Origin of the sequence: Chromobacterium sp. CV08 (genome assembly GCF_051129845.1) — a bacterium.
Classification (GTDB): Bacteria; Pseudomonadota; Gammaproteobacteria; order Burkholderiales; family Chromobacteriaceae; genus Chromobacterium.
The window spans coordinates 1,245,260-1,266,064 of record NZ_CP150453.1 but is presented as its reverse complement, the minus strand read 5'-3'; the positions used below and the strand labels follow the sequence as shown (position 1 = coordinate 1,266,064).

The following is a 20,805-nucleotide window of genomic DNA, read 5'->3' as shown; positions in this document are numbered from 1 at the left end:
ATGGCCCGATTCCTGCGCCCCGTCCACGGGGCGTAACGCATTCATCCAGACAGATACCAGAGCAGAGCCCGACACCCGATGAGCACGCCCCAGCACACCCCGATGATGGCCCAATATTTCGCCCTGAAGCGCGACCACGCAGACAAGCTGCTGTTCTACCGCATGGGCGACTTCTACGAGCTGTTCTACGAGGATGCGGAAAAGGCGGCGCGCTTGCTGGACATCACGCTGACCGCGCGCGGCGCCAGCGCCGGCGTGCCGATCAAGATGGCCGGCATCCCCTACCACGCCGCCGAGGGCTATCTGGCGCGACTGGTGAAGATGGGCGAGTCGGTGGCCATCGCCGAGCAGATCGGCGATCCGGCGCTGGCCAAGGGGCCGGTCGAGCGCAAGGTGGTGCGCATCGTCACGCCGGGCACGCTGACCGACGCGGCACTGCTGGACGACAAGCGCGACAACCTGGTGCTGGCGATCAATCTGGTCAAGGGCGTGCTGGGCCTGGCCTGGCTGTCGCTGGCCAGCGGCGAGTTCAAGGTGATGCAGGCCGACGCCGAGGACCTCGGCAGCGAGCTGGAGCGGCTGAAGCCGGCCGAGCTGGTGATCCCGGACGACACCGGCCTCGCCGCCTTCGAAGGCATCTCGACCCCGAAGAAGAAGCTGCCGCCGTGGCAGTTCGACATCGAGTCGTCGAAGCTGGCGCTGACCCGCCACTTCGGTACCCGCGACCTGGCCGGCTTCGGCGCAGACACGCTGCCGGTGGCCGTCGGCGCCGCCGGCGCCTTGCTGGAATACGTCAAATCCACCCAGGGCGTCAATCCGGCCCACATCGCCGCGCTGTCGGTCGAGGACGCCGGCGAGCTGATCCGCATGGACGCCGCCACCCGCCGCAACCTGGAGCTGACCGAAACGATACGCGGCGAAGCCTCGCCGACGCTGGCGTCGCTGCTCGACACCTGCGCCACCAGCATGGGCAGCCGCCTGCTCGGCCACTGGCTGCACCATCCGGTCCGCAACCACGGCAAGCTGGCCCGCCGCCACGGCGCGGTCCGCGCGCTGCTGCCTCGCCACCAGGACGTGCACGCCGAGCTGGACCAGGTGTCCGACATCGAACGGATCACCTCGCGCGTGGCGCTGCGCTCGGCGCGCCCGCGCGACCTGTCGGCGCTGCGCGACTCGCTGGCGGCGCTGACCGGCGTCAAGGCGCTGGCGGCCTCGCTCGACTCCGAACTGCTGGACGAGCTCTCCGCCGCGTTGCCGACCGAATCGCCGGTGCAAAAGATGCTGGCCGCCGCCATCCTGCCGGAGCCGGCCACCTTCCTGCGCGACGGCGGCGTGATCAACAACGGCTACAGCCCGGTGCTGGACGAATTGCGCGCGATCCAGAACGACTGCGGCGACTTCCTGCTGAAACTGGAGGCGCGCGAGAAGGAACGCACCGGCATCACCACGCTGAAGGTGGAATTCAACCGCGTGCACGGCTTCTACATCGAGGTGTCCAAGGCGCAGTCGGACAAGGTGCCGGACGACTACCGCCGCCGCCAGACGCTGAAGAACGCCGAGCGCTACATCACGCCGGAACTGAAGGAATTCGAGGACAAGGCGCTGACCGCGCAGGACCGCGCGCTGGCGCTGGAGAAGCAGCTGTACGAGGCGCTGCTGGACGAATTGGCGCCGCACATCGCCGAATTGAAGCGGATCTCTCAGGCGGTGGCATCGCTGGACGTGCTGGCCGCCTTCGCCCAGCGCGCCGCCATCGGCAACTACGCCGAACCGCGATTCGTCGCCGAACCGAGGCTGGACATCGTCGCCGGCCGCCACCCGGTGGTCGAGGCCGAGGTCGAGCGCTTCATCGCCAACGACACCAGACTGTCGGCCGAGCGCAAGCTCTTGCTGATCACCGGCCCGAACATGGGCGGTAAATCGACCTATATGCGGCAGAACGCGCTGATCACGCTCTTGGCCCATGTCGGCAGCTTCGTGCCGGCCGACTCCGCCGTCATCGGGCCTATCGACAGGATTTTCACCCGCATCGGCGCGTCGGACGACCTGGCCGGCGGCCGCTCCACCTTCATGGTGGAAATGACCGAGACGGCCAATATCCTGAACAACGCCAGCGAGCACTCCCTGGTGCTGATGGACGAGGTCGGCCGCGGGACGTCCACTTTCGACGGTCTGGCGCTGGCCTGGGCCATCGCCCGCGCGCTGATCGAGAAAAACCGCGCCTATACTTTGTTCGCCACCCACTACTTCGAGCTGACCACGCTGGCCGGCGAATACCCGGCGGTGGCCAACGTCCACCTGTCGGCGGTGGAGCACAAGGACCGCATCGTGTTCCTGCATCACGTCGAGGACGGCCCGGCCAGCCAGAGCTACGGTCTGGCGGTGGCGCAGCTGGCCGGCGTGCCCGCCAAGGTGATACGCGACGCCCGCCGCCATCTGGCCGAGCTGGAGAACCAGTCGGCGGCCCGCGTGCAGCCCGATCTGTTCGCCGCGCCGGTATCCGCGCCGGAGCCGGAACTTAGTCCGGCCATCGACCGTCTACGCGAAATCGATCCGAACGAGTTGAGCCCGCGTCAGGCGCTAGACATATTGTATCAATTGAAAAAACTGGCCGATTGACCAGCCTACTCCATGATCGTTTCCTATTATTACTACATGGTAACGTTCAACAAGGAGCAATATGATGTCGTTTGAAACCGCCTCCGCCATTCCCAGCCTGAGCCAGCTGCTTGGCCAGATCGGGGACGACGGGACACTCGCCCTTTCCGAGATCCGGGAAAAGGCCAACCTCGAACTGTCCAGCTTCGCGGAGCTGGCGCAAAAGGAATTAAGCCAGTTCGACATCAGCATGCCTCCGGCCATCAGTCTGGTCAGCGATGAGGGCTTCCAGCTGAAACTGGAAAACCAGCATCCGCACGAGGCGGAGATACACGACTGGCTGAACGGCAACCTGATTCTGGCTCGCAAGTTCAAGGAAGTGGAAGTGCTGTTCGAATTCGTCCGTGCCGCCGAAAGCGCCGGCGAGTTGTTTCCGGAAAGTTCAAGCTTTCATATCGGGTTGACCAGTGCCGGCCCGATCGCTTACTTCGAGGATCATCACAATCACTAGCCACATTGATCCGTGACTCAGATCGGCGCCTGTTCCGGCGCCACCTTCGGACGGGGAAGCGACAGCTTCCCCGTCTTTCATTGGCGCTTGCGGCGGAAGGTCGGCGCAGGGCCCCGCGGCCCGGCGCCCGGCCTGCCGGCCGCGCCGATGGCCGGCAGCCTCGGCAGATCGGCCAGGTCCACCTCCAGTTGCCGCATCTCCCCCGGCTGCAGGCCGTCCAGCCGCCACGGGCCTATCGCCACCCGCACCAGCCTCAAGGTCGGCAGGCCGGCCTTGGCGGTCATCCGCCGCACCTGGCGGTTCTTGCCCTCGCTGATGATGATTTCCAACCAGCCGTCCGGCACCGTCTTGCGAAAGCGAACCGGCGGATGGCGCGGCCACAGCTCCGGGTTTTCGATGCGCCTCACCTGGGCCGGCCGGGTGATGAAATCGCCCAGGTCCACGCCTCTGCGCAGCATCTCCAGCTGCTCGTCCCGCGGCTGGCCCTCCACCTGCACCCAGTAGGTCTTGGGCAGCTTCCAGCGCGGATCGGCGATGCGGTGCTGCAGCGCGCCGTCTCCGGTCAGCAACAGCAGGCCCTCGCTGTCGGTGTCCAGCCGGCCGGCCGGATAGACGCCGGGCAGCGGCACGCAGGACTTCAGCGTCGGATGGGTCGGATGGTCGGAAAACTGGCAGATGACGCCATACGGCTTGTTCAGCAGGATCAACTGGGACATGGAATCGGCAACGGCAATGAACGGTCAGGCGAATGATAGCAAGGCCGGGCCGGCGCGTAACGCCCTATCGTCGTCGCCCGCCCGCGTCCGCTTGCGGCATAATTCGCAATCGAACCGCCGGCAAGCAGTTATAAAGCATAAAAAGTTCAGTTGCGTTGCGAACCAAGTCTGCAAGCAGAGGTATAATTCGCTTCTGAAAAAGCCCGAAGTCGCCGGGCCGCCCGCGCTTCGCACCGGCGGCACCCGCCCGGCGCCGGCAGCGAGACCGGCGGCAAGCGCCCCGCGCAATCGTTCTGTCATCACAAGATCAACATGGAGATAGAGTCATGCCTGCAGAACAATCGAAAATCATCTACACCCTTACCGACGAAGCGCCGGCGCTGGCCACCAGTTCCTTCCTGCCCATCGTCCAGGCCTTCACCGCCTCGGCCGGCGTTCAGGTCGACACTGCCGACATCTCCGTGGCCGCCCGCGTACTGGCGGAATTCCCCGACTACCTGACCGAAGAGCAGCAGGTCCCGAATACCCTGGCCGAGCTCGGCAAGCTGACGCTGCAGCCGGAAGCCAACATCATCAAGCTGCCCAATATCAGCGCCTCCGTCGCGCAATTGACCGCCTGCGTCAAGGAACTGCAGGCCAAGGGCTACAAGCTGCCCGACTATCCGGAAAATCCGGCCAGCGACGCCGAGAAGGCGATCAAGGACCGCTACGCGAAATGCCTGGGCTCCGCGGTGAACCCGGTGCTGCGCGAAGGCAACTCCGACCGCCGCGCGCCGCTGGCGGTGAAGAACTACGCGAAGAAGCACCCGCACTCGATGGGCGAATGGAAGCAGTGGTCGCAGACCCATGTCTCCCACATGCACCACGGCGACTTCTACCACGGCGAGAAGTCCATCACGCTGGACAAGGCCCGCGACGTCAAGATGGAGCTCACGACCAAGAGCGGCCAGACCATCGTGCTGAAGCCCAAGGTGGCGCTGCAGGACGGCGAGATCATCGACTCGATGTTCATGAGCAAGAAGGCGCTGTGCGACTTCTACGAGCGCGAGATGGAAGACTGCCGCGAAGCCGGCATCCTGTTCTCGCTGCACGTGAAGGCCACGATGATGAAGGTGTCCCACCCCATCGTCTTCGGCCACTGCGTCAAGATCTACTACAAGGACGCGTTCGAGAAGCACGGCAAGCTGTTCGACGAGCTGGGCGTCAACGTCAACAACGGCATGGCCACGCTGTACGAGAAGATCGAGACGCTGCCGGCCTCGAAGCGCGAAGAGATCATCCGCGATCTGCACGCCTGCCAGGAACATCGCCCGCGCCTGGCGATGGTGGACTCCGCCAAGGGCATCACCAACTTCCACTCGCCGAACGACGTCATCGTCGACGCCTCGATGCCGGCGATGATCCGCGCCGGCGGCAAGATGTGGGGCGCCGACGGCAAGCCTTACGACTGCAAGGCCGTGATGCCGGAATCGACCTTCGCCCGCATCTACCAGGAGATGATCAACTTCTGCAAATGGCACGGCAACTTCGATCCGAAGACCATGGGCACCGTGCCCAATGTCGGCCTGATGGCGCAGAAGGCCGAGGAATACGGCTCCCACGACAAGACCTTTGAAATCAAGGAAGACGGCGTCGCCAACATCGTCGACCTCGCCACCGGCGAAGTGCTGCTGAGCCAGAACGTCGAAGCAGGCGACATCTGGCGCATGTGCCAGGTCAAGGACGCGCCTATCCGCGACTGGGTGAAGCTGGCCGTGACCCGCGCCCGCAATTCCGGCATGCCGGCCGTGTTCTGGCTGGACCCGTACCGCCCGCACGAGAACGAGCTGATCAAGAAGGTTCAGACCTATCTGAAGGATCACGACACCACCGGCCTGGACATCCACATCATGTCGCAGGTACGCGCGATGCGCTACACGCTGGAGCGCGTGGCCCGCGGCCTCGACACCATCTCGGTGACCGGCAACATCCTGCGCGACTACCTGACCGACCTGTTCCCCATCATGGAACTGGGCACCTCGGCCAAGATGCTGTCCATCGTGCCGCTGATGGCCGGCGGCGGCATGTACGAAACCGGCGCCGGCGGCTCGGCGCCCAAGCACGTGCAGCAGCTGCTGGAAGAGAACCACCTGCGCTGGGACAGCCTGGGCGAATTCCTGGCCCTGGCGGTGTCGCTGGAAGACCTGGGCATCAAGACCGGCAACGCCAAGGCCAAGGTCTTGGCCAAGACGCTGGATCTCGCCACCGGCAAACTGCTGGACAACAACAAGTCCCCGTCGCGTCGCACCGGCGAGCTGGACAACCGCGGCAGCCAGTTCTACCTGGCCCAGTACTGGGCGCAGGCGCTGGCCGAACAGACCGAGGACCAGGAACTGCAGGCCCGCTTCGCGCCGGTCGCCAAGGAACTGGCGGCCAACGAGCAGAAGATCCTGGACGAGCTGAAGGCGGTTCAGGGCAAGGCGGCTGACATCGGCGGCTATTACCTGCCGGATGCCGCCAAGTGCCGTGAAGTGATGCGCCCCAGCGCCACCTTCAACGCAGCCATCGCCGCCGTTCGGGCCTGAACGCGATAGCCCCGACCCGGCCCCCGGCTTTCGCCGGGGGCTTTTTCATGGCTGCGCTCCGTTCTGCCGCGGCGATGCGTCGGGGAAAAGAGAGGACCTGGCTGAACGACCGGGAAAAAACCGGCATCGGCCAATCTACGATGGAAAATGAGGGAAAATGCGGCTCCGCCGGTTTCAATATGCCGGCATAGCGGAGGCGCGGCGACGGAAGCGCGGCCCCGGCTCGGAAAAATGAAAAGCCCGCCGGAAGCGGGCTTCGAGAATATTTCCACCAGTCCACCGCGCGGTGGACCGACCCAACAACGCGATTACGCGTTCTGGATATTGGACGCCTGCTTCCCCTTCGGGCCGGACACCACTTCAAAGCTTACACGTTGACCCTCTTTCAGGGTCTTGAAGCCTTGCATGTTGATGGCCGAGAAATGGGCGAACAAATCCTCGCCACCTTCGTCCGGGGTAATAAAGCCGAAGCCTTTCGCGTCATTGAACCACTTCACGGTACCAAATGCCATTTAACTTCCTTGCAAAAAAAGGCTGGTGAAGCCGACCAACTTAGAGCTTAATAGAGTTTGACAAATCCCTTGGCGGAAAATGCCAAACAGTTAAGCCAAGCACCAGCTGCATTTCTACGCAAGCACGGCGACGGCGTCAAGTCATAGCGGTCTTACTCGCCCCCTTGAAAAAAAGTCAGGGGGAACCAAAATTGAAGTGAGGCACCGTTTCCATGAAAGTCGACATGTCCACCTCGGTCAAAGACGATGCCCAGCTTGAGGCGTCACGGGTTAGGGAAAACCCGCCCCCGATGTATAAGGTGTTGTTATTGAACGATGATTTTACCCCAATGGACTTCGTGGTGCAGGTTCTCCAGCAGTTCTTCCACTTGAACCGCGAGAAGGCCACACACATCATGCTGCAAGTCCACACGCAAGGTCACGGCGTGTGTGGCGTTTATACCAAAGACGTGGCCGCCACGAAGGTCGAGCAGGTGTTGCAATATGCGAAAGCGCATCAGCATCCGCTTCAGTGCGTAATGGAGGAAAACTGATGATTGCCCAGGAGCTTGAAGTAAGCCTGCATATGGCGTTCATGGACGCACGGCGCAAGCGCCACGAGTTCATCAGCGTGGAGCATCTGCTGCTCGCGATGACCGACAATCCGTCGGCCGCAGAAGTGTTGCGAGCCTGCGGGGCGAATATCGACCAACTGAAGAAGCAACTGACCGACTTCATCGACGAGCACACGCCCACCGTGCCCGGCGAGACCGAAGTCGAAACCCAGCCCACCCTGGGTTTCCAGCGAGTGATCCAACGCGCGATCCTGCACGTGCAGTCGTCCGGCAAGAAGGAAGTGTCCGGCGCCAACATCCTCGTCGCCATCTTCGGCGAGAAGGACTCGCACGCGGTGTACTACCTGCATCAGCAAGGCATCTCGCGACTCGACGTCGTCAACTTCATCTCCCACGGCATCACCAAGCAGCGGTCGCAGCAGCCGCCGCAGGAGCCGCGCGACAGCAGCGGCGAGGCCGAGGGAGAGGAACAGGCCACCGGACCGGGCGGGGCGCTGGAGAACTACACCCAGAACCTCAACCAGATGGCGCGCGACGGCAAGATCGATCCGCTGATCGGCCGCGAGCACGAGCTGGAGCGCACGGTGCAGATCCTGTGCCGCCGCCGCAAGAACAATCCGCTCCTGGTCGGCGAGGCCGGCGTCGGCAAGACGGCGATCGCCGAAGGGCTGGCCCGCCGCATCGTCGCCGGCGAAGTGCCGGAAATCCTGTCCAAGTCCACCGTCTACGCGCTGGACATGGGCGCCCTCTTGGCCGGCACCAAGTACCGCGGCGACTTCGAGCAGCGGCTGAAGGCGGTGATCAAGCAGCTGACCGACGACAGCAACGCGATACTGTTCATCGACGAGATCCACACGCTGATCGGCGCCGGCGCGGCGTCGGGCGGCACGCTGGACGCGTCCAACCTGCTGAAGCCGGCGCTGTCCAACGGCAGCCTGCGCTGCATAGGCGCGACGACGTACAACGAGTACCGCGGCATCTTCGAGAAGGACAACGCGCTGTCCCGTCGCTTCCAGAAGATAGACGTCAGCGAGCCGACGGTGCAGCAGACGGTGGAAATCCTCAAGGGCCTGAAGTCGCGCTTCGAAGCCCACCACGGCGTCAAGTACACGCAGTCGGCGCTGTCGACCGCGGCCGAGCTGTCGGCGCGCTACATCAATGACCGCCATCTGCCGGACAAGGCCATCGACGTGATCGACGAGGCCGGCGCCGCGCAGAAGATCCTGCCGAAGTCTCGGCAGAAGAAGGTGATCAACAAGTCCGAGATCGAGGAGATCGTCGCCAAGATCGCCCGCATTCCGCCCAAGACCGTCTCCAGCGACGACAAGAACGTGCTGAAGAACCTGGAGCGCGACCTGAAGAACGTGGTGTTCGGCCAGGAAAAGGCGATCGAGGGACTGGCCAGCGCGATCAAGATGACGCGTTCCGGCCTGGGCAACCCGCAGAAGCCTATCGGGTCCTTCCTGTTCTCCGGGCCGACCGGCGTCGGCAAGACCGAGCTGGCGCGCCAGCTGGCCTACATCCTCGGCGTCGAGCTGATCCGCTTCGACATGTCCGAGTACATGGAGCGCCACGCGGTGTCCCGGCTGATAGGCGCGCCTCCGGGCTATGTCGGCTTCGAACAGGGCGGCCAGCTGACCGAAGCGATCAACAAGCATCCGTACGCGGTGGTGCTGCTGGACGAGATCGAGAAGGCGCATCCGGACATCTACAACGTCCTGCTGCAGGTGATGGACCACGGCACGCTGACCGACAACAACGGCCGCAAGGCGGACTTCCGCAACGTGGTGCTGATCATGACCACCAACGCCGGCGCCGAATCGTTGTCCAAGCCGTCCCTGGGCTTCACCCAGACCAAGGTGGCCGGCGACGAGATGGGCGACATCAAGCGGATGTTCAGCCCCGAGTTCCGCAACCGCCTGGACGCCATCATCCCGTTCGGCATGCTGGACGAGCAGATCATCCTGCAGGTGGTGGACAAGTTCCTGATGCAGCTGGAGCAGCAGCTGGCGGAGAAGCACGTCGACATCCACTTCACCGACGAGCTGCGCCGCTACCTGGCGAAGAACGGCTTCGACCCGCTGATGGGCGCGCGTCCGATGGCCCGCCTGATCCAGGACACGCTGCGCAAGGCGCTGGCCGACGAGTTGCTGTTCGGCAGGCTGGTGGCCGGCGGCGAGGTCACGGTCACCGTCGCAGACGACAAGGTGGAACTGCTGTTCGACCAGAGCGCGCTGGCGGCCGAACCGGTCTGATCGCCGTCGTTCCGCTCTAGACAGAAGACCCGGCCATGCCGGGTCTTTTTCTTTCCGGCCTCAGCCGCGCGGATGGTGGCGGGCGTGCAGCTGCTTCAGCCGCTCGCGCGCGACGTGGGTATAGATCTGGGTGGTCGAGATGTCCGCATGGCCCAACAGCAGCTGCACCACGCGCAGATCGGCGCCGTGGTTGACCAGATGGGTGGCGAAGGCATGGCGCAGCATGTGCGGGCTGACCCTGGCCAGGCCCTGGCGGGCCGCGTACTGCGAGATCAGATGCCAGGCCATCTGCCGCGTCATGCCGGCCTTGCGCTGGGTGACGAAGACGGCGTCGCACGGCAGGCCGGCCAAGAGCAGCGGCCGCGCCGCCTTCAGGTATCGCAGCAGCCAGTCCTGGGCGATCTCGCCCAGCGGCACCAGCCTCTCCTTGCTGCCCTTGCCCATCGTCTTCACCACGCCGTCCAGCAGGTTCAACTGGTTCAGCGTCATGCCGACCAGTTCCGACACCCGCAGGCCGCTGGCGTACAGCACTTCCAGCATCGCCCGGTCTCGCAGGCCCAGCGGCGTCTCCACGTCCGGCGCCGCCAGCAGCGCCTCGACGTCGACTTCGGACAAGGACTTCGGCAGCCTCGCCCCCTGTTTCGGCGCGGCCAGTCTCGCGCTGGGGTCGTCGGCGCGCGCGCCGCTGCGCAGCAGATGCTGGTAATAGCGGCGCAGCGCCGACGTCAGCCGCGCGCGGGTGGCCGGCTTCTCGCTGGCGGCACCGGCCAGCATCGCGCCTTCCAGCTCGTCCGGGCCGGCCGCCTGCAGCGTGGCGCCCTGCTCGGCCAGCCTGGCGGCCAGCTTGGACAGGTCGCGGCGGTAGGCGGCCAGCGTGTTCTGCGACAGGCCGTCCTGCAACCACAGCTGGTCGAGGAAGGCGTCTATGCTGTCCTTATCCGAGCTCATGTCGCAGCAGCCATCGCTTGATGTCCAGCGTCTCGTCGCCGCGGGACTGGTTGAAGCCGCCGAGACCGGCGCTCGCCACCACGCGGTGGCAGGGCACGATGACCGGTATCGGATTGCGCCCGCAGGCGCCGCCGACGGCGCGCGGCGACGACGACAGCTCGCGCGACAGGTCCAGGTAGCGGCGGGTCTCGCCGCACGGTATCGCCGCGATCCGCTCCCATACCCGCAGCTGGTACGGCGTGCCGAGCAAGCGCCACGGCACGGTGAAGACATGGCGCGGATCGGCGTAATAGGCGTCCAGCTGCCTCGCCACTTCCGCCTCCAGGCTGCCCGGCGCGGGCGGACACAAGATCGCATCCGCCGGCAGGAAGCGCAGCTCGCGCAACTCGCCGGCTTCGCAGCGCACGCCCAGCCGGCCGAACGGCGCGGCGATCACCACACTATGGCCCATGCCCGTTCCCCCAATGAAAAAAGCGCAAGGCCAGGCCTTGCGCTTTGATGATAGCGGCGGTCGCCGGCAGGATTAACCCTGCTTGCGGGCCGGCAGCTTTTCCTTGATGCGTGCGGACTTGCCGGTACGACCACGCAGGTAGTACAGCTTGGCGCGACGCACGTCGCCGCGGCGCTTCACTTCAACGGAAGCCACCAGCGGGGAGTAGGTCTGGAAGGTACGCTCAACGCCTTCGCCGGCGGACATCTTGCGCACGGTGAACGCGCTGTTCAGGCCGCGGTTGCGCTTGGCGATCACAACGCCTTCGTAAGCCTGCAGACGTTCGCGGTTGCCTTCCTTCACCTTGACTTGAACCACGACGGTATCGCCCGGGGCGAATTCCGGCAGGGTCTTGCCCAGGCGGGCGATTTCTTCTTGCTCGAGTTTCTGGATCAGATCCATGTTTTACTCCGGTCTGTTCTGGATATCTTGTTCCTGCTGGTACTCCGCCAGCAGCCGAGATTCCTGTTTTGTCAAAACGCGGTCCTGCAGCAGCTCGGGCCGACGTTTCCACGTCCTGCCCAGCGACTGCTTGAGCCGCCATTTGGCGATCAGGGCATGATTACCGGACAACAGCACGTCCGGCACCCGCATGCCCCGATACTCTTCGGGTCGGGTGTAGTGCGGACAGTCCAGGAGACCGTCCACGAATGAGTCTTCGTACGCCGATTGCGCATCGTTCAGCACGCCCGGCAACAAGCGCACCACCGCGTCGGCCAGCACCATCGCCGGCAATTCGCCGCCGGACAGCACATAGTCGCCGATCGAGATTTCCTCATCGACCTCGGTGGCGATCAAACGCTCGTCTATGCCTTCGTAGCGTCCGCACAGCAGGATCAGGCCCTGCCGCTGCGACAGCTCCGCCGCCTTCGCGTGGCTGAGCCTGGTGCCCTGCGGCGACAGGTAGACCACGTGGCTGGCCTCGACGCCGGCTTCGCGCTGACGCGCGCGCGCGGCGGCTATCGCCTGCTCCAGCGGCTCGATCTGCATCACCATGCCGGGACCGCCGCCGTAGGGCCGGTCATCCACCCGACGATAATTGTCGTGGGTGAAATCGCGCGGATTCCAGGCCTGAAAATGCCAGAGACCCAAGTCGAGCGCCCGCTGGCTGACGCCGAAGCGGGCAATCGAGTCGAACATCTCGGGGAACAGCGTCACCGCGTCGATCTGCATCAGTAATCCAGACCCCAGTCCACCAGGATGCGGCCTTCGGCCAGCACCACCTCCAGCACATGCTGATCCACGAACGGGATTAGCCGCTGCTGACCGGCGTCGTCCTTCACCACCAGCACGTCGTTGGCGCCGGTTTCGAGAAGGCTGTCCACATTGCCCAGCGTTTCGCCCTGCCGGTTCAGCACCGCCAGACCGATCAGATCGGTCCAGTAGTATTCGCCGTCGCCGGCTTCCGGCAGCTCGCTGCGCGGAACGGCGATCTGCATGCCGCGCAGCGACTCGGCCGCGTCGCGGTCCTCGACGCCTTCCAGCTTGGCCGCCAGGGCCTTGGGCTGGAGCGCGCCGTTTTCGAATGCGTACGGCTTCCAGCTGCCGCTTTTGCCCAACCACCAGGTCGGGTAATCGAACAGGCTGTCAGCGTATTCGGTATCGGCGTGGATTTTCACCCAGCCCTTGATACCGAAGGCGCCGCGCACAAAGCCCATTACTACGAGATCTTCGTCGCGCATGCGCCCAATTCCGTCTTGATGTCGGATAGCCGGATTAAGCGGCTACGACTTTCTGCTCTTTCAGCAGCTTGGCAACGGAGTCGGACAGCTGGGCGCCAACGCCGACCCAGTAGTTCAGACGGTCCATGGTGAAGCGGACGCGCTCTTGCTTCTCGTTGGCTACCGGGTTGTAGAAGCCAACGCGCTCGATGAAGCGACCGTCACGACGGTTGCGGGAATCGGTCACCACGATGTTGTAGAACGGACGGTTCTTGGCGCCGCCGCGGGCCAGACGAATCACTACCATTGTCGATTGTCCTTGAAAACGGATATAGAAAAGCCCACGATTTTAGGGCAGTTTTCCCTTATCTTGCAAGCGCTTAATGCGGGTCTGTGCCGGACAGGCCACTTACAGCGTTTTCAGCACCAGCGTCAGCGCCCTGTCCTCGGGATGCGGCTCGGCGCTAAATCCCAGTTTATGCATCAGTTTCAGCATCGCCTTGTTGCCGGCCAGCACCTCGCCGCGCATCGTCGTCAGGCCCTGCTCGCGCGCCGCGTCGAACAGCGCCTGCATCAACAGATTGCCTATGCCGCGCCCCTGCCAGTTGTCGGCCACCTCCAACGCGAACTCGCAGGCCTCGTTGTCCGGATCGGTGATGAAGCGGGCCACCGCCAGCATTTCCTCGCCGGCCTCGCCGTCCCGCGTCATCGCCAGCGCCATCTCCCGGTCGTAGTCGAGCTGGGTGAAGCGGACCAGCATGCTCTGCGACAGCTGCTTGATGCTGGACAGGTAGCGGTTGTAGCGGCTCTCCTCGGACAGATTGCGGACGAAGGCCTGCTGCATGTCCGCGTCCTCGGGCCGGATCGGCCGTATCATCACCGGCGTGCCGTCCGACAGCTTGGCGCACACCATCATATGGGTCGGATACGGCATGATGGCCATGTGGCCGTAGCGCTTCAGGTCGGCGCGCGCCGGCCTGACGAAGATGCGGGCGTCCAGCGCGATCACCCCCTGCTCGTCGGCCACCAGCGGATTGATGTCCATCTCCGTCAGCTGCGGCAGCTCGCACACCATTTCCGACACTTTCAGCAGCACATGGCGCAACTCGTCCACATCGACCGGGGGCAGGTTCTTGAACGGCCCCAGCAATTGGCCGATCCGGGTCTGGCTGATCATGCTGTCGACCAGATAATCGTTCAACGGCGGCAGCGACAGCGCCAGATCGCGCATCACCTCCACCGCGATGCCGCCGGCGCCGAAGGCGATCACCGGGCCGAAGGCGGGATCGCGCGCGACGCCGACGATCAGCTCGCGCGCGAAGCGGCGCTTGCGCATCGGCTGCACCGTCACGCCGTCGATGCGGGCGTCGGGCCGCGCCTGCCTCGCGCGGCTGATGATGGCGTCGAAAGCGCTGCGCAGCGTGCCCTCGTTGCTGATATTGAGCTCGACGCCGCCGACGTCGGATTTGTAGACGATGTCCGGCGAATCGATCTTCAGCACCACCGGATAGCCTATCTTCACCGCCTGCCTGACCGCCTGGTCGGCGTTGCGCGCCAGCGCCGTCGGATTGACCGGGATGCCGAAGGCCGCCAGCACCTGCTTGGACTCCCTTTCGGACAGAACCCCCCTGCCCTCGGCCAGCGCCGCGTCCATCACCTTGCGCGCCGCCGCGACGTCCGGCTCGGCGCGCCGGCCCTCCAGCGGCCCCGGCGTCTGCAGCAGCAGCTGCTGGTTGCGCTGGTAGGCCGCCAGATGGCGGAAGACCTCGATGCCGTATTCCGGCGCGCGGAAATGGGCGCACTTGGCCTTGGAAAACAGTTCCCGGCTTTCCGACACCTTGGCGTCGCCGAGCCAGGACAGGAACAGCGGCTTCGCGGTCTCGCGCTGCAGGCCTATCATCAGCTGGGCGGTGGTCAGGTGGTCGGTGCCGGCCTGCGGCGTGAAGATCACCATCACCGCGTCGACACCGGGGTCGTCGACGCAGGCCTTGACCGCGGTGCGGAAGCGCATCGGACTGGCGTCGCCTATGATGTCCAGCGGATTGCGCCGCGACCAGTTGCGCGGCAGCACGCCGTCCAGCAGGCCCATGGTCTGCTCGCCCAGCTGGGCCAGCTCGACGCCGTAGTCTATGGCGCTGTCGGCCGCCAGCATGCCGGGACCGAAGCCGTTGGAGACGATGGCCAGCCGCTTGCCGCCGACGCGGTAGTTCGCCGCCAGCACCTTGGCGGCGGTGAACAGCTGGGCGATCGACGACACGCGGAGCACGCCGGCCCGCGCCAGCGCCGCGTCGAAGGCGTCGCCGCTGGCCACCAGATTGCTGGCGTGGGTCTGCCCGCCGCCGGCCGCTTCGAAACGACCGGACTTGATCACCACCACCGGCTTGGTGCGCGCGGCGGCCCGCAGTGCCGACATGAAGCGGCGCGCGTCGTGGATGTGGTGCACGTGCAACAGAATGCCCTGGGTGGCGCTGTCGGCCACCAGGTAATCGAGTATCTCGCCGAAGCCGACATCCAGCGCCCCGCCCAGCGAGATCACGCTGGAGAAGCCTATCTCCTTGCTGTCGGCCCAATCGAGCATCGCCGCGCACAGCGCCGACGACTCCGACACCAGCGCCAGATTGCCGGGCCTGACCTTGCCGCCGTAATTGCTGGCGTTGAAGCCGGCCACTGGCCGCATCAGCCCCAGCACATTGGGTCCCAGGATGCGGATGCCGAAATGGCGAGCGATCTCCAGCGCCTCGTTGACCAGTTCCTGCTCCAGCAGTTCGCTGTCGGAAAACTCCTTGGCCAAGAGCACCGCCTTGACGCCCTTCTTGCCGCAATCCTTGATGATGGCCGGCAGCGAGCGTATCGCCGTCACCACCACGGCCAGTTCGACCGGCTCGTCGATCAGCCGCACCGAGGCTACCGCCGGCATGCCGCCGACGACCTTGTGGTTCAGGTTGACCGGGAACAGCTTGCCCTGGAAGGAACCGGCCAGCAGGCTGGCGAACACCGCCTGGCCGATGGAGCCGGGACGGTCGCTGGCGCCGACCACGGCCACGGTGCGCGGGGAAAACAGCGGAGTCAGGTAGTGCGGCCTCATGCGCGCTTGTCCTTAAGGAAAACGATGTCTATCGATGCCGGGGGCTGCCAGATTACGCGATCGCGGCTGAATCCGCGCGGCGCCGGCCGACGGCGTGCCGCGCCCCTTGATCATGGGGCAGGCCCGGAGCCGCCATGTTGACCGCGGGCAAATCGGCGCCAGATGCGTTTCCCGCGACGCTCGCAGGCAATTTTCGGCCTATCCGCGCCCAGCCAGTAGCGCAGTCTTTACAATATTGCTAATCTTTACTATTTCGCAACAAACGTTTATTGCGCTGCACCAATGCAACCGGGGAGGATCCGAATCCGCCCGGCCAGGAGCCGATACACCATGACGAAACGCGTCGTCACCCTCGCTCATTATTACACCCAGCCCGAGATCCAGCAGATGGCGGACAAGGTGGGCGACAGCCTGGAGCTGTCGCTGTACGCCAAGGAAGCCCAGGCCGACATCATCGTCTTCGCCGGCGTGCGCTTCATGGCCGAAACCGCGAAGATCCTCAATCCACAAGCCACCGTGATCCTGCCGGACGCCGGCTCCACCTGCTCGCTGGTGACCCAGACCGACGTCGCCGAGCTGACGCAATGGCGCAAGCGCTACCCCGACCACGTCCATGTGTCGTACATCAATTCCAGCGCCGAACACAAGGCGGTGTCCGACTGGATCGTCACCAGCCGCAACGTCGACGACATCATCGCCCATCTGTACGCCGAGGGTAAGCAGGTGATCTTCTCGCCCGACCGCAATATGGGCGGCTACCTGAACGATCTGTACGGCTACGACATGCCGCTGTGGTCGGCGGTGTGCGAGGTGCACGACAAGTTCAACGAGGCCGCGCTGGACGAGGCCTTCGCGGCGGCGTCCGGCGACAAATACCTGATCGCCCACCCGGAAAGCCCGCTGCCGGTGCTGAAGAAGGCCGACTACGTCGGCTCCACTTCCGGCATGCTGAACTGGGTGAAGAGCTATCAGGGGAATCCGAAAGCGGTGATCTTCGTCGCCACCGAGGACGGCATCCTGTACAACATGGGCCTCGCCCGCCCCGACCTCGATCTGCGCCAGGCGCCGATCTACGCCGGCTGCCAGTGCAACTCCTGTCCGTACATGAAGATGAATACCATAGAGGCGGTCAAGCGCGCCCAGCAGGGACAGGGCCTGGAGATAGACTATCTGTCCGCCGAGCAGATGGACGCCGCGCGCGTGCCGATCGAGCGGATGCTGGAATTCAGCAAACGCTACTACGCCTAACTTGGCCCAGAAACCCGCCGCCCGCGGGTTTTTTTACGGGCCGCGCGCCGCGGCGGCCCTATCCGCTGTCATGTCGGCGGCGCTACAATTACGCGGTAAACACTGAAAGACGGTATGAAGTTTCTGCTCAGCAACGACGACGGTTATTTCGCGCCTGGCCTGGCCATGCTGGCCCAGACGCTGCAACGCTATGGAGAAGTGGCGGTGGTGGCGCCGGAACGCGATCGCAGCGGCGCCAGCAACTCGCTGACGCTGGACCGGCCGCTGACCGTGCGCCAGGCGGCCAACGGCTTTTACTACGTCAACGGCACGCCGACCGACTGCGTGCACCTGGCCGTCACCGGCCTGCTCGATTTCAAGCCGGACATGGTGTTCAGCGGCATCAACAACGGCCCGAACATGGGCGACGACACGCTGTACTCCGGCACCGTGGCCGCCGCCACCGAGGGCTTCATGCTGGGCATCCCCTCGGTCGCCGTCTCGCTGGCCGGCTATAGCGGCCGCCATTTCGCCAGCGCCGGCAAGGTCGTCGAACAACTGGTAGAGCGCTGCCTCGCCGACCCGTTCGCGCAGCCGGTGCTGCTGAACGTCAACGTGCCCGACATCGCGCCGGAGGAACTGGGCGCCTTCGCCGTCACCCGACTGGGCCGCCGGCACGCCGCCCAGCCGGTGATCAAATCGCAGAATCCGCGTGGAGAAACGATATACTGGGTAGGACCGGTCGGCGCGGTGCAGGACGCCGGCGCCGGCACCGACTTCGGCTGCGTCGCAGCCGGGCAGGTGTCGGTGACCCCGCTGATGCTGGATTTGACCGCCTACGGGCAATTGGACAGGATTTCCACATGGCTGCACCGCTGACACAGAACGGCCAGGCATACGGCATGCTTTCCGAGCGCACGCGCCGGCGCATGACCGACCGCCTCCGCCAGCACGGCATCAGCGACGACAGGGTGCTCAAGGCCATGCACGAGGTTCCGCGACATCTGTTCGTCGACCAGGCGCTGGCCACCCGCGCCTACGACGACGTGTCGCTGCCGATAGGCCACGGCCAGACGATTTCGCAGCCGCTGACGGTGGCGCGGATGAGCGAATTGCTGCTCCAGGGCCGCCAGCCCGGCAAGATTCTGGAGATAGGCACCGGCTGCGGCTACCAGACCGCGGTACTGCTGAAAGCCGGCGCCGAAGTGTATTCGATGGAACGACTGGGCGCGATTCTTGACCAAGCCAGACGCAATCTTCGCGCCGCCAAGCTGGTCCACGCCCGGCTGGTGCACGGGGACGGCAATGTCGGCCTGCCGGAAGCCGCGCCGTTCGACGGCATCATCATCACCGCCGCCGCGCGCACGGTGCCGGCCGCGCTGGTCGAACAACTGGCGGACGGCGGGCGGCTGGTCCTGCCGCTGGGCGACGAGGAGCAGCACTTGTGGCTGCTGGAAAAAACCGCCCAGGGCGTGCAGAAGACCAAGCTGGATCCGGTGAAATTCGTTCCATTGCTGAACGGGCGCAGTTGAAACTGCAAAAACGCAACACTTGCGCTGTCAGACAATCAAGCAAAACTCAAACTTCAACGATTCGACAAAAAAACATGCTAAAAATGCATTGCAGGTATGCGTATATATTAGTCGCTGCAATTGGCGCAACCCTGGCCGGTTGCAGCAGCATCGCGCAGCAGGCCGCGCCGGTGGAAAGCGCGGTATCGGCCCCGGTGGCCGCCGGCAAGCCGGCCCAGCCGGTCGCGGCGCCGGACAACACCGTCGCCACGCCGTACCGCGAGCAGGGCAACCTGAACATGCAGCCGGTGGACAAGGCGGCCGCGGTCGCCGATGGTAACGGCAGCTATGTGGTGAAGCCCGGAGACAACCTGTTCCGCATCTCGCTGAACCACGGCTTGAAATACAAGGACGTCGCCGCCTGGAACAATCTGCCCGACACCAATATCAAGGTCGGCCAGGTGCTGCGCTTGACGCCGCCGGGCGGCCCGGCTCCGGCGGCCGCCGTCCCGGCCGCGCGTCCGGCGCCGGAAGCGACGGCGGCCGATCACGCGGCGGCCCAGGCTGGCGCTGCGGCAACGGTAAAGGCCTATCCGAAGGCCCTGAAGCTGCCATACGGCAGCGATGCGGTGAAAGACCTGGCGGCCCAGAGCGAGGGACGCGCGGGAGACAAGCACAACGCTCAGGCATCGACCCCGGCCAGCGCCCCGCTGCCGGGCAAGAAGCCGGAAGCCAGCGCGGTCGTGACCACGCCGGCCAAGGACGCCAGCGCGCCGACCGCCCAGGAAGACGCGGTGGCATGGTTGTGGCCGACCGAGGGCAAGATCAGCAAAGGCTATTCGGAAAACAACAAGGGGATTGAAATCAACGGGCGCCTAGGTCAGCCGGTGCTCGCAGCTGGAGATGGCAAGGTGGTGTACAGCGGCGCCGGGCTGCGGGGCTACGGCAAGCTGATCATCATCAAACACAACAAGACCTTCCTGTCGGCTTACGCGCATAACAGCCAATTGCTGGTCAAGGAGGGACAGTCTGTCAAGAAAGGGCAGAAGATTGCCGAAATGGGCAATTCCGATGCCGACCAAGTCAAGCTGCACTTCGAGATCCGCCGATTCGGCAAGCCGGTGGACCCGATGCAGTATCTTGAACACAAGTCCTGACCGGGCGTAGCCAGCTACCCCCGCCGGGACAAGACAGCGACGGGGGTAGCGAGATGAGCAACGAAACCGACATCCTGGACGAGAACGAGCTTCTCGACGAGGAAAACAGCGAAGAAGCCGCGGCCGAGGCGGAAACCGACGAGGCTTCCGACAGCACCGCGGTATTCGAGGACGTCGTCGCCGACGTCACCCAGATCTATCTGAACGACATCGGCAACAACGCCCTGCTGACGCCGCAGGAGGAACTGGCGCTGGCGCGGCGCGTCGTGGCGGGCGAGTTCGAGGCCCGCCAGAAGATGATCGAACACAATCTGCGGCTGGTGGTGAACATCGCCAAGCATTACATCAACCGCGGACTGGCGCTGCTCGACCTGATAGAGGAAGGCAATATCGGCCTGATGCACGCGCTGGAGAAGTTCGATCCGGAGCGCGGCTTCCGCTTCTCCACCTATGCCACCTGGTGGATACGCCAGAGCATAGAGCGCGCGATCATGAACCAGTCGCGCACCATCCGCCTGCCGGTGCACGTGATCAAGGAATTGAACGTCTACCTGCGCGCCTCCCGCCATCTGGAAAGCCAGATCGGCCGCGAACCCAGCATAGAGGAAATCGCCCACCTGGTCGGCAAGCCGGTCGAAGACGTGCGCAAGGTGATGAATCTGAACGAGCGCATGGCCTCTCTGGACGCGCCGCTGGACATCGACCCGATGCTGTCGATAGGCGAGTCGATTCCCGACGAGCAGCACGAGGAACCGGAACTGCAGCTGCACAACAGCCAGCTGGAGATGTTCGTCCACGACTGGCTGAGCCAGCTGAACGAGAAGCAGCGGCTGGTCATCGAGCGGCGCTACGGCCTCAACGGCTACGAGATCTGCACGCTGGAGGAACTGGCCGCCTCGCTGAGCCTGACCCGCGAGCGGGTGCGCCAGATCCAGATCGAGGGACTGGAGCAACTGCGCCGCATCCTGCGCCGCAAAGGCATCTCTCGCGACTTCCTGCTCTGAAGCGCCGCCGTT

19 protein-coding genes are annotated in these 20,805 nt (G+C 64.7%); 10 read left to right on the top strand and 9 right to left on the bottom strand.

The genetic code is table 11. The annotated features are described in order from the left end of the window. The first annotated feature begins 78 nt into the window (after positions 1 to 78). Positions 79 to 2,619, top strand: coding sequence for a DNA mismatch repair protein MutS (gene mutS, locus WNM05_RS05960; RefSeq protein WP_434633371.1), 2,541 nt, complete (start codon positions 79 to 81; stop codon positions 2,617 to 2,619). Positions 2,620 to 2,683: 64 nt separating this feature from the next. Beyond that, entirely contained in the window at positions 2,684 to 3,109 is a 426-nt protein-coding gene (locus WNM05_RS05955) for a hypothetical protein (RefSeq protein WP_434633369.1), read from the top strand. Positions 3,110 to 3,186: 77 nt separating this feature from the next. Here WNM05_RS05955 and WNM05_RS05950 read toward each other — a convergent pair whose 3' ends face one another. Then, positions 3,187 to 3,825 carry a pseudouridine synthase gene (locus WNM05_RS05950; protein ID WP_434633368.1) on the bottom strand — a complete coding sequence of 213 codons (639 nt, stop codon included), beginning with the start codon at positions 3,823 to 3,825 and terminating at the stop codon, positions 3,187 to 3,189. Positions 3,826 to 4,151: 326 nt separating this feature from the next. Here WNM05_RS05950 and WNM05_RS05945 point away from each other — a divergent pair, with 326 nt between their 5' ends. Next, the gene (locus tag WNM05_RS05945) at positions 4,152 to 6,389 is read left to right on the top strand and encodes an NADP-dependent isocitrate dehydrogenase (protein ID WP_434633367.1); all 2,238 of its coding nucleotides are present in this window, start codon (positions 4,152 to 4,154) and stop codon (positions 6,387 to 6,389) included. A gap of 308 nt (positions 6,390 to 6,697) precedes the next feature. Here WNM05_RS05945 and WNM05_RS05940 read toward each other — a convergent pair whose 3' ends face one another. Further along, positions 6,698 to 6,901, bottom strand: coding sequence for a cold-shock protein (locus WNM05_RS05940; RefSeq protein ID WP_011137214.1), 204 nt, complete (start codon positions 6,899 to 6,901; stop codon positions 6,698 to 6,700). 212 nt (positions 6,902 to 7,113) lie between these two features. On the opposite strand from WNM05_RS05940, the gene clpS reads away from it, so the two are divergent. Together clpS and clpA are read left to right on the top strand one after the other, a co-directional pair. After that, positions 7,114 to 7,434 (top strand): ATP-dependent Clp protease adapter ClpS, encoded by a 321-nt coding sequence (gene clpS, locus WNM05_RS05935; RefSeq protein ID WP_434633366.1) that lies wholly within the window; start codon positions 7,114 to 7,116, stop codon positions 7,432 to 7,434. Further along, positions 7,434 to 9,710, top strand: a complete 2,277-nt coding sequence (clpA, locus tag WNM05_RS05930; protein ID WP_434633364.1) for an ATP-dependent Clp protease ATP-binding subunit ClpA — start codon at positions 7,434 to 7,436, stop codon at positions 9,708 to 9,710. Before clpS ends, clpA begins: the two co-directional genes overlap by 1 nt. A 60-nt stretch (positions 9,711 to 9,770) precedes the next feature. On the opposite strand, the gene xerD is transcribed toward clpA, so the two are convergent. The 7 genes from xerD to WNM05_RS05895 form a co-directional block, all read right to left on the bottom strand. Then, positions 9,771 to 10,658 carry a site-specific tyrosine recombinase XerD gene (gene xerD / locus WNM05_RS05925; protein ID WP_434633362.1) on the bottom strand — a complete coding sequence of 296 codons (888 nt, stop codon included), beginning with the start codon at positions 10,656 to 10,658 and terminating at the stop codon, positions 9,771 to 9,773. Beyond that, positions 10,645 to 11,109 carry a methylated-DNA--[protein]-cysteine S-methyltransferase gene (locus tag WNM05_RS05920; RefSeq protein WP_434633359.1) on the bottom strand — a complete coding sequence of 155 codons (465 nt, stop codon included), beginning with the start codon at positions 11,107 to 11,109 and terminating at the stop codon, positions 10,645 to 10,647. Before WNM05_RS05920 ends, xerD begins: the two co-directional genes overlap by 14 nt. A gap of 72 nt (positions 11,110 to 11,181) precedes the next feature. Further along, complete coding sequence (gene rplS / locus WNM05_RS05915) at positions 11,182 to 11,550, bottom strand: 50S ribosomal protein L19 (protein ID WP_011137219.1); 369 nt, start codon at positions 11,548 to 11,550, stop codon at positions 11,182 to 11,184. Between the two features lie 3 nt (positions 11,551 to 11,553). Beyond that, positions 11,554 to 12,321 carry a tRNA (guanosine(37)-N1)-methyltransferase TrmD gene (gene trmD, locus WNM05_RS05910; RefSeq protein WP_434633357.1) on the bottom strand — a complete coding sequence of 256 codons (768 nt, stop codon included), beginning with the start codon at positions 12,319 to 12,321 and terminating at the stop codon, positions 11,554 to 11,556. Next, complete coding sequence (gene rimM / locus WNM05_RS05905) at positions 12,321 to 12,830, bottom strand: ribosome maturation factor RimM (RefSeq protein ID WP_434633354.1); 510 nt, start codon at positions 12,828 to 12,830, stop codon at positions 12,321 to 12,323. Before rimM ends, trmD begins: the two co-directional genes overlap by 1 nt. Positions 12,831 to 12,864: 34 nt before the next feature. Next, entirely contained in the window at positions 12,865 to 13,116 is a 252-nt protein-coding gene (gene rpsP / locus WNM05_RS05900; protein ID WP_011137222.1) for a 30S ribosomal protein S16, read from the bottom strand. A 102-nt stretch (positions 13,117 to 13,218) separates the two neighbouring features. Continuing rightward, on the bottom strand, positions 13,219 to 15,894 hold the full coding sequence (locus WNM05_RS05895) for a GNAT family N-acetyltransferase (protein WP_434633351.1): 2,676 nt from the start codon (positions 15,892 to 15,894) through the stop codon (positions 13,219 to 13,221). A gap of 330 nt (positions 15,895 to 16,224) precedes the next feature. Here WNM05_RS05895 and nadA point away from each other — a divergent pair, with 330 nt between their 5' ends. The 5 genes from nadA (at position 16,225) to rpoS (ending at position 20,793) form a co-directional block, all read left to right on the top strand. After that, complete coding sequence (gene nadA, locus WNM05_RS05890; protein ID WP_434633349.1) at positions 16,225 to 17,142, top strand: quinolinate synthase NadA; 918 nt, start codon at positions 16,225 to 16,227, stop codon at positions 17,140 to 17,142. A gap of 114 nt (positions 17,143 to 17,256) precedes the next feature. Further along, entirely contained in the window at positions 17,257 to 18,000 is a 744-nt protein-coding gene (gene surE, locus WNM05_RS05885) for a 5'/3'-nucleotidase SurE (RefSeq protein ID WP_434633346.1), read from the top strand. Continuing rightward, positions 17,985 to 18,653 carry a protein-L-isoaspartate(D-aspartate) O-methyltransferase gene (locus tag WNM05_RS05880; RefSeq protein WP_434633343.1) on the top strand — a complete coding sequence of 223 codons (669 nt, stop codon included), beginning with the start codon at positions 17,985 to 17,987 and terminating at the stop codon, positions 18,651 to 18,653. Before surE ends, WNM05_RS05880 begins: the two co-directional genes overlap by 16 nt. Continuing rightward, on the top strand, positions 18,650 to 19,789 hold the full coding sequence (locus tag WNM05_RS05875; protein ID WP_434633341.1) for a peptidoglycan DD-metalloendopeptidase family protein: 1,140 nt from the start codon (positions 18,650 to 18,652) through the stop codon (positions 19,787 to 19,789). The genes WNM05_RS05880 and WNM05_RS05875 overlap by 4 nt, the downstream gene beginning before the upstream one ends. Before the next feature lie 53 nt (positions 19,790 to 19,842). Continuing rightward, the gene (rpoS, locus tag WNM05_RS05870; RefSeq protein ID WP_434633338.1) at positions 19,843 to 20,793 is read left to right on the top strand and encodes an RNA polymerase sigma factor RpoS; all 951 of its coding nucleotides are present in this window, start codon (positions 19,843 to 19,845) and stop codon (positions 20,791 to 20,793) included. Positions 20,794 to 20,805: the final 12 nt, after the last annotated feature.

What these genes read in the sequence shown, in the direction of transcription:
- WNM05_RS05880 (WP_434633343.1), top strand. Translation starts at nt 17,985, where the DNA reads ATGGCTGCACCGCTGACACAGAACGGCCAGGCATACGGCATGCTTTCC.
- mutS (WP_434633371.1), top strand. Translation starts at nt 79, where the DNA reads ATGAGCACGCCCCAGCACACCCCGATGATGGCCCAATATTTCGCCCTG.
- clpS (WP_434633366.1), top strand. Translation starts at nt 7,114, where the DNA reads ATGAAAGTCGACATGTCCACCTCGGTCAAAGACGATGCCCAGCTTGAG.
- WNM05_RS05945 (WP_434633367.1), top strand. Translation starts at nt 4,152, where the DNA reads ATGCCTGCAGAACAATCGAAAATCATCTACACCCTTACCGACGAAGCG.
- WNM05_RS05940 (WP_011137214.1), bottom strand. Translation starts at nt 6,901, where the DNA reads ATGGCATTTGGTACCGTGAAGTGGTTCAATGACGCGAAAGGCTTCGGC.
- rpsP (WP_011137222.1), bottom strand. Translation starts at nt 13,116, where the DNA reads ATGGTAGTGATTCGTCTGGCCCGCGGCGGCGCCAAGAACCGTCCGTTC.
- WNM05_RS05920 (WP_434633359.1), bottom strand. Translation starts at nt 11,109, where the DNA reads ATGGGCCATAGTGTGGTGATCGCCGCGCCGTTCGGCCGGCTGGGCGTG.
- rplS (WP_011137219.1), bottom strand. Translation starts at nt 11,550, where the DNA reads ATGGATCTGATCCAGAAACTCGAGCAAGAAGAAATCGCCCGCCTGGGC.
- WNM05_RS05950 (WP_434633368.1), bottom strand. Translation starts at nt 3,825, where the DNA reads ATGTCCCAGTTGATCCTGCTGAACAAGCCGTATGGCGTCATCTGCCAG.
- xerD (WP_434633362.1), bottom strand. Translation starts at nt 10,658, where the DNA reads ATGAGCTCGGATAAGGACAGCATAGACGCCTTCCTCGACCAGCTGTGG.
- WNM05_RS05955 (WP_434633369.1), top strand. Translation starts at nt 2,684, where the DNA reads ATGTCGTTTGAAACCGCCTCCGCCATTCCCAGCCTGAGCCAGCTGCTT.
- rpoS (WP_434633338.1), top strand. Translation starts at nt 19,843, where the DNA reads ATGAGCAACGAAACCGACATCCTGGACGAGAACGAGCTTCTCGACGAG.
- trmD (WP_434633357.1), bottom strand. Translation starts at nt 12,321, where the DNA reads ATGCAGATCGACGCGGTGACGCTGTTCCCCGAGATGTTCGACTCGATT.
- WNM05_RS05895 (WP_434633351.1), bottom strand. Translation starts at nt 15,894, where the DNA reads ATGAGGCCGCACTACCTGACTCCGCTGTTTTCCCCGCGCACCGTGGCC.
- clpA (WP_434633364.1), top strand. Translation starts at nt 7,434, where the DNA reads ATGATTGCCCAGGAGCTTGAAGTAAGCCTGCATATGGCGTTCATGGAC.
- rimM (WP_434633354.1), bottom strand. Translation starts at nt 12,830, where the DNA reads ATGCGCGACGAAGATCTCGTAGTAATGGGCTTTGTGCGCGGCGCCTTC.
- surE (WP_434633346.1), top strand. Translation starts at nt 17,257, where the DNA reads ATGAAGTTTCTGCTCAGCAACGACGACGGTTATTTCGCGCCTGGCCTG.
- nadA (WP_434633349.1), top strand. Translation starts at nt 16,225, where the DNA reads ATGACGAAACGCGTCGTCACCCTCGCTCATTATTACACCCAGCCCGAG.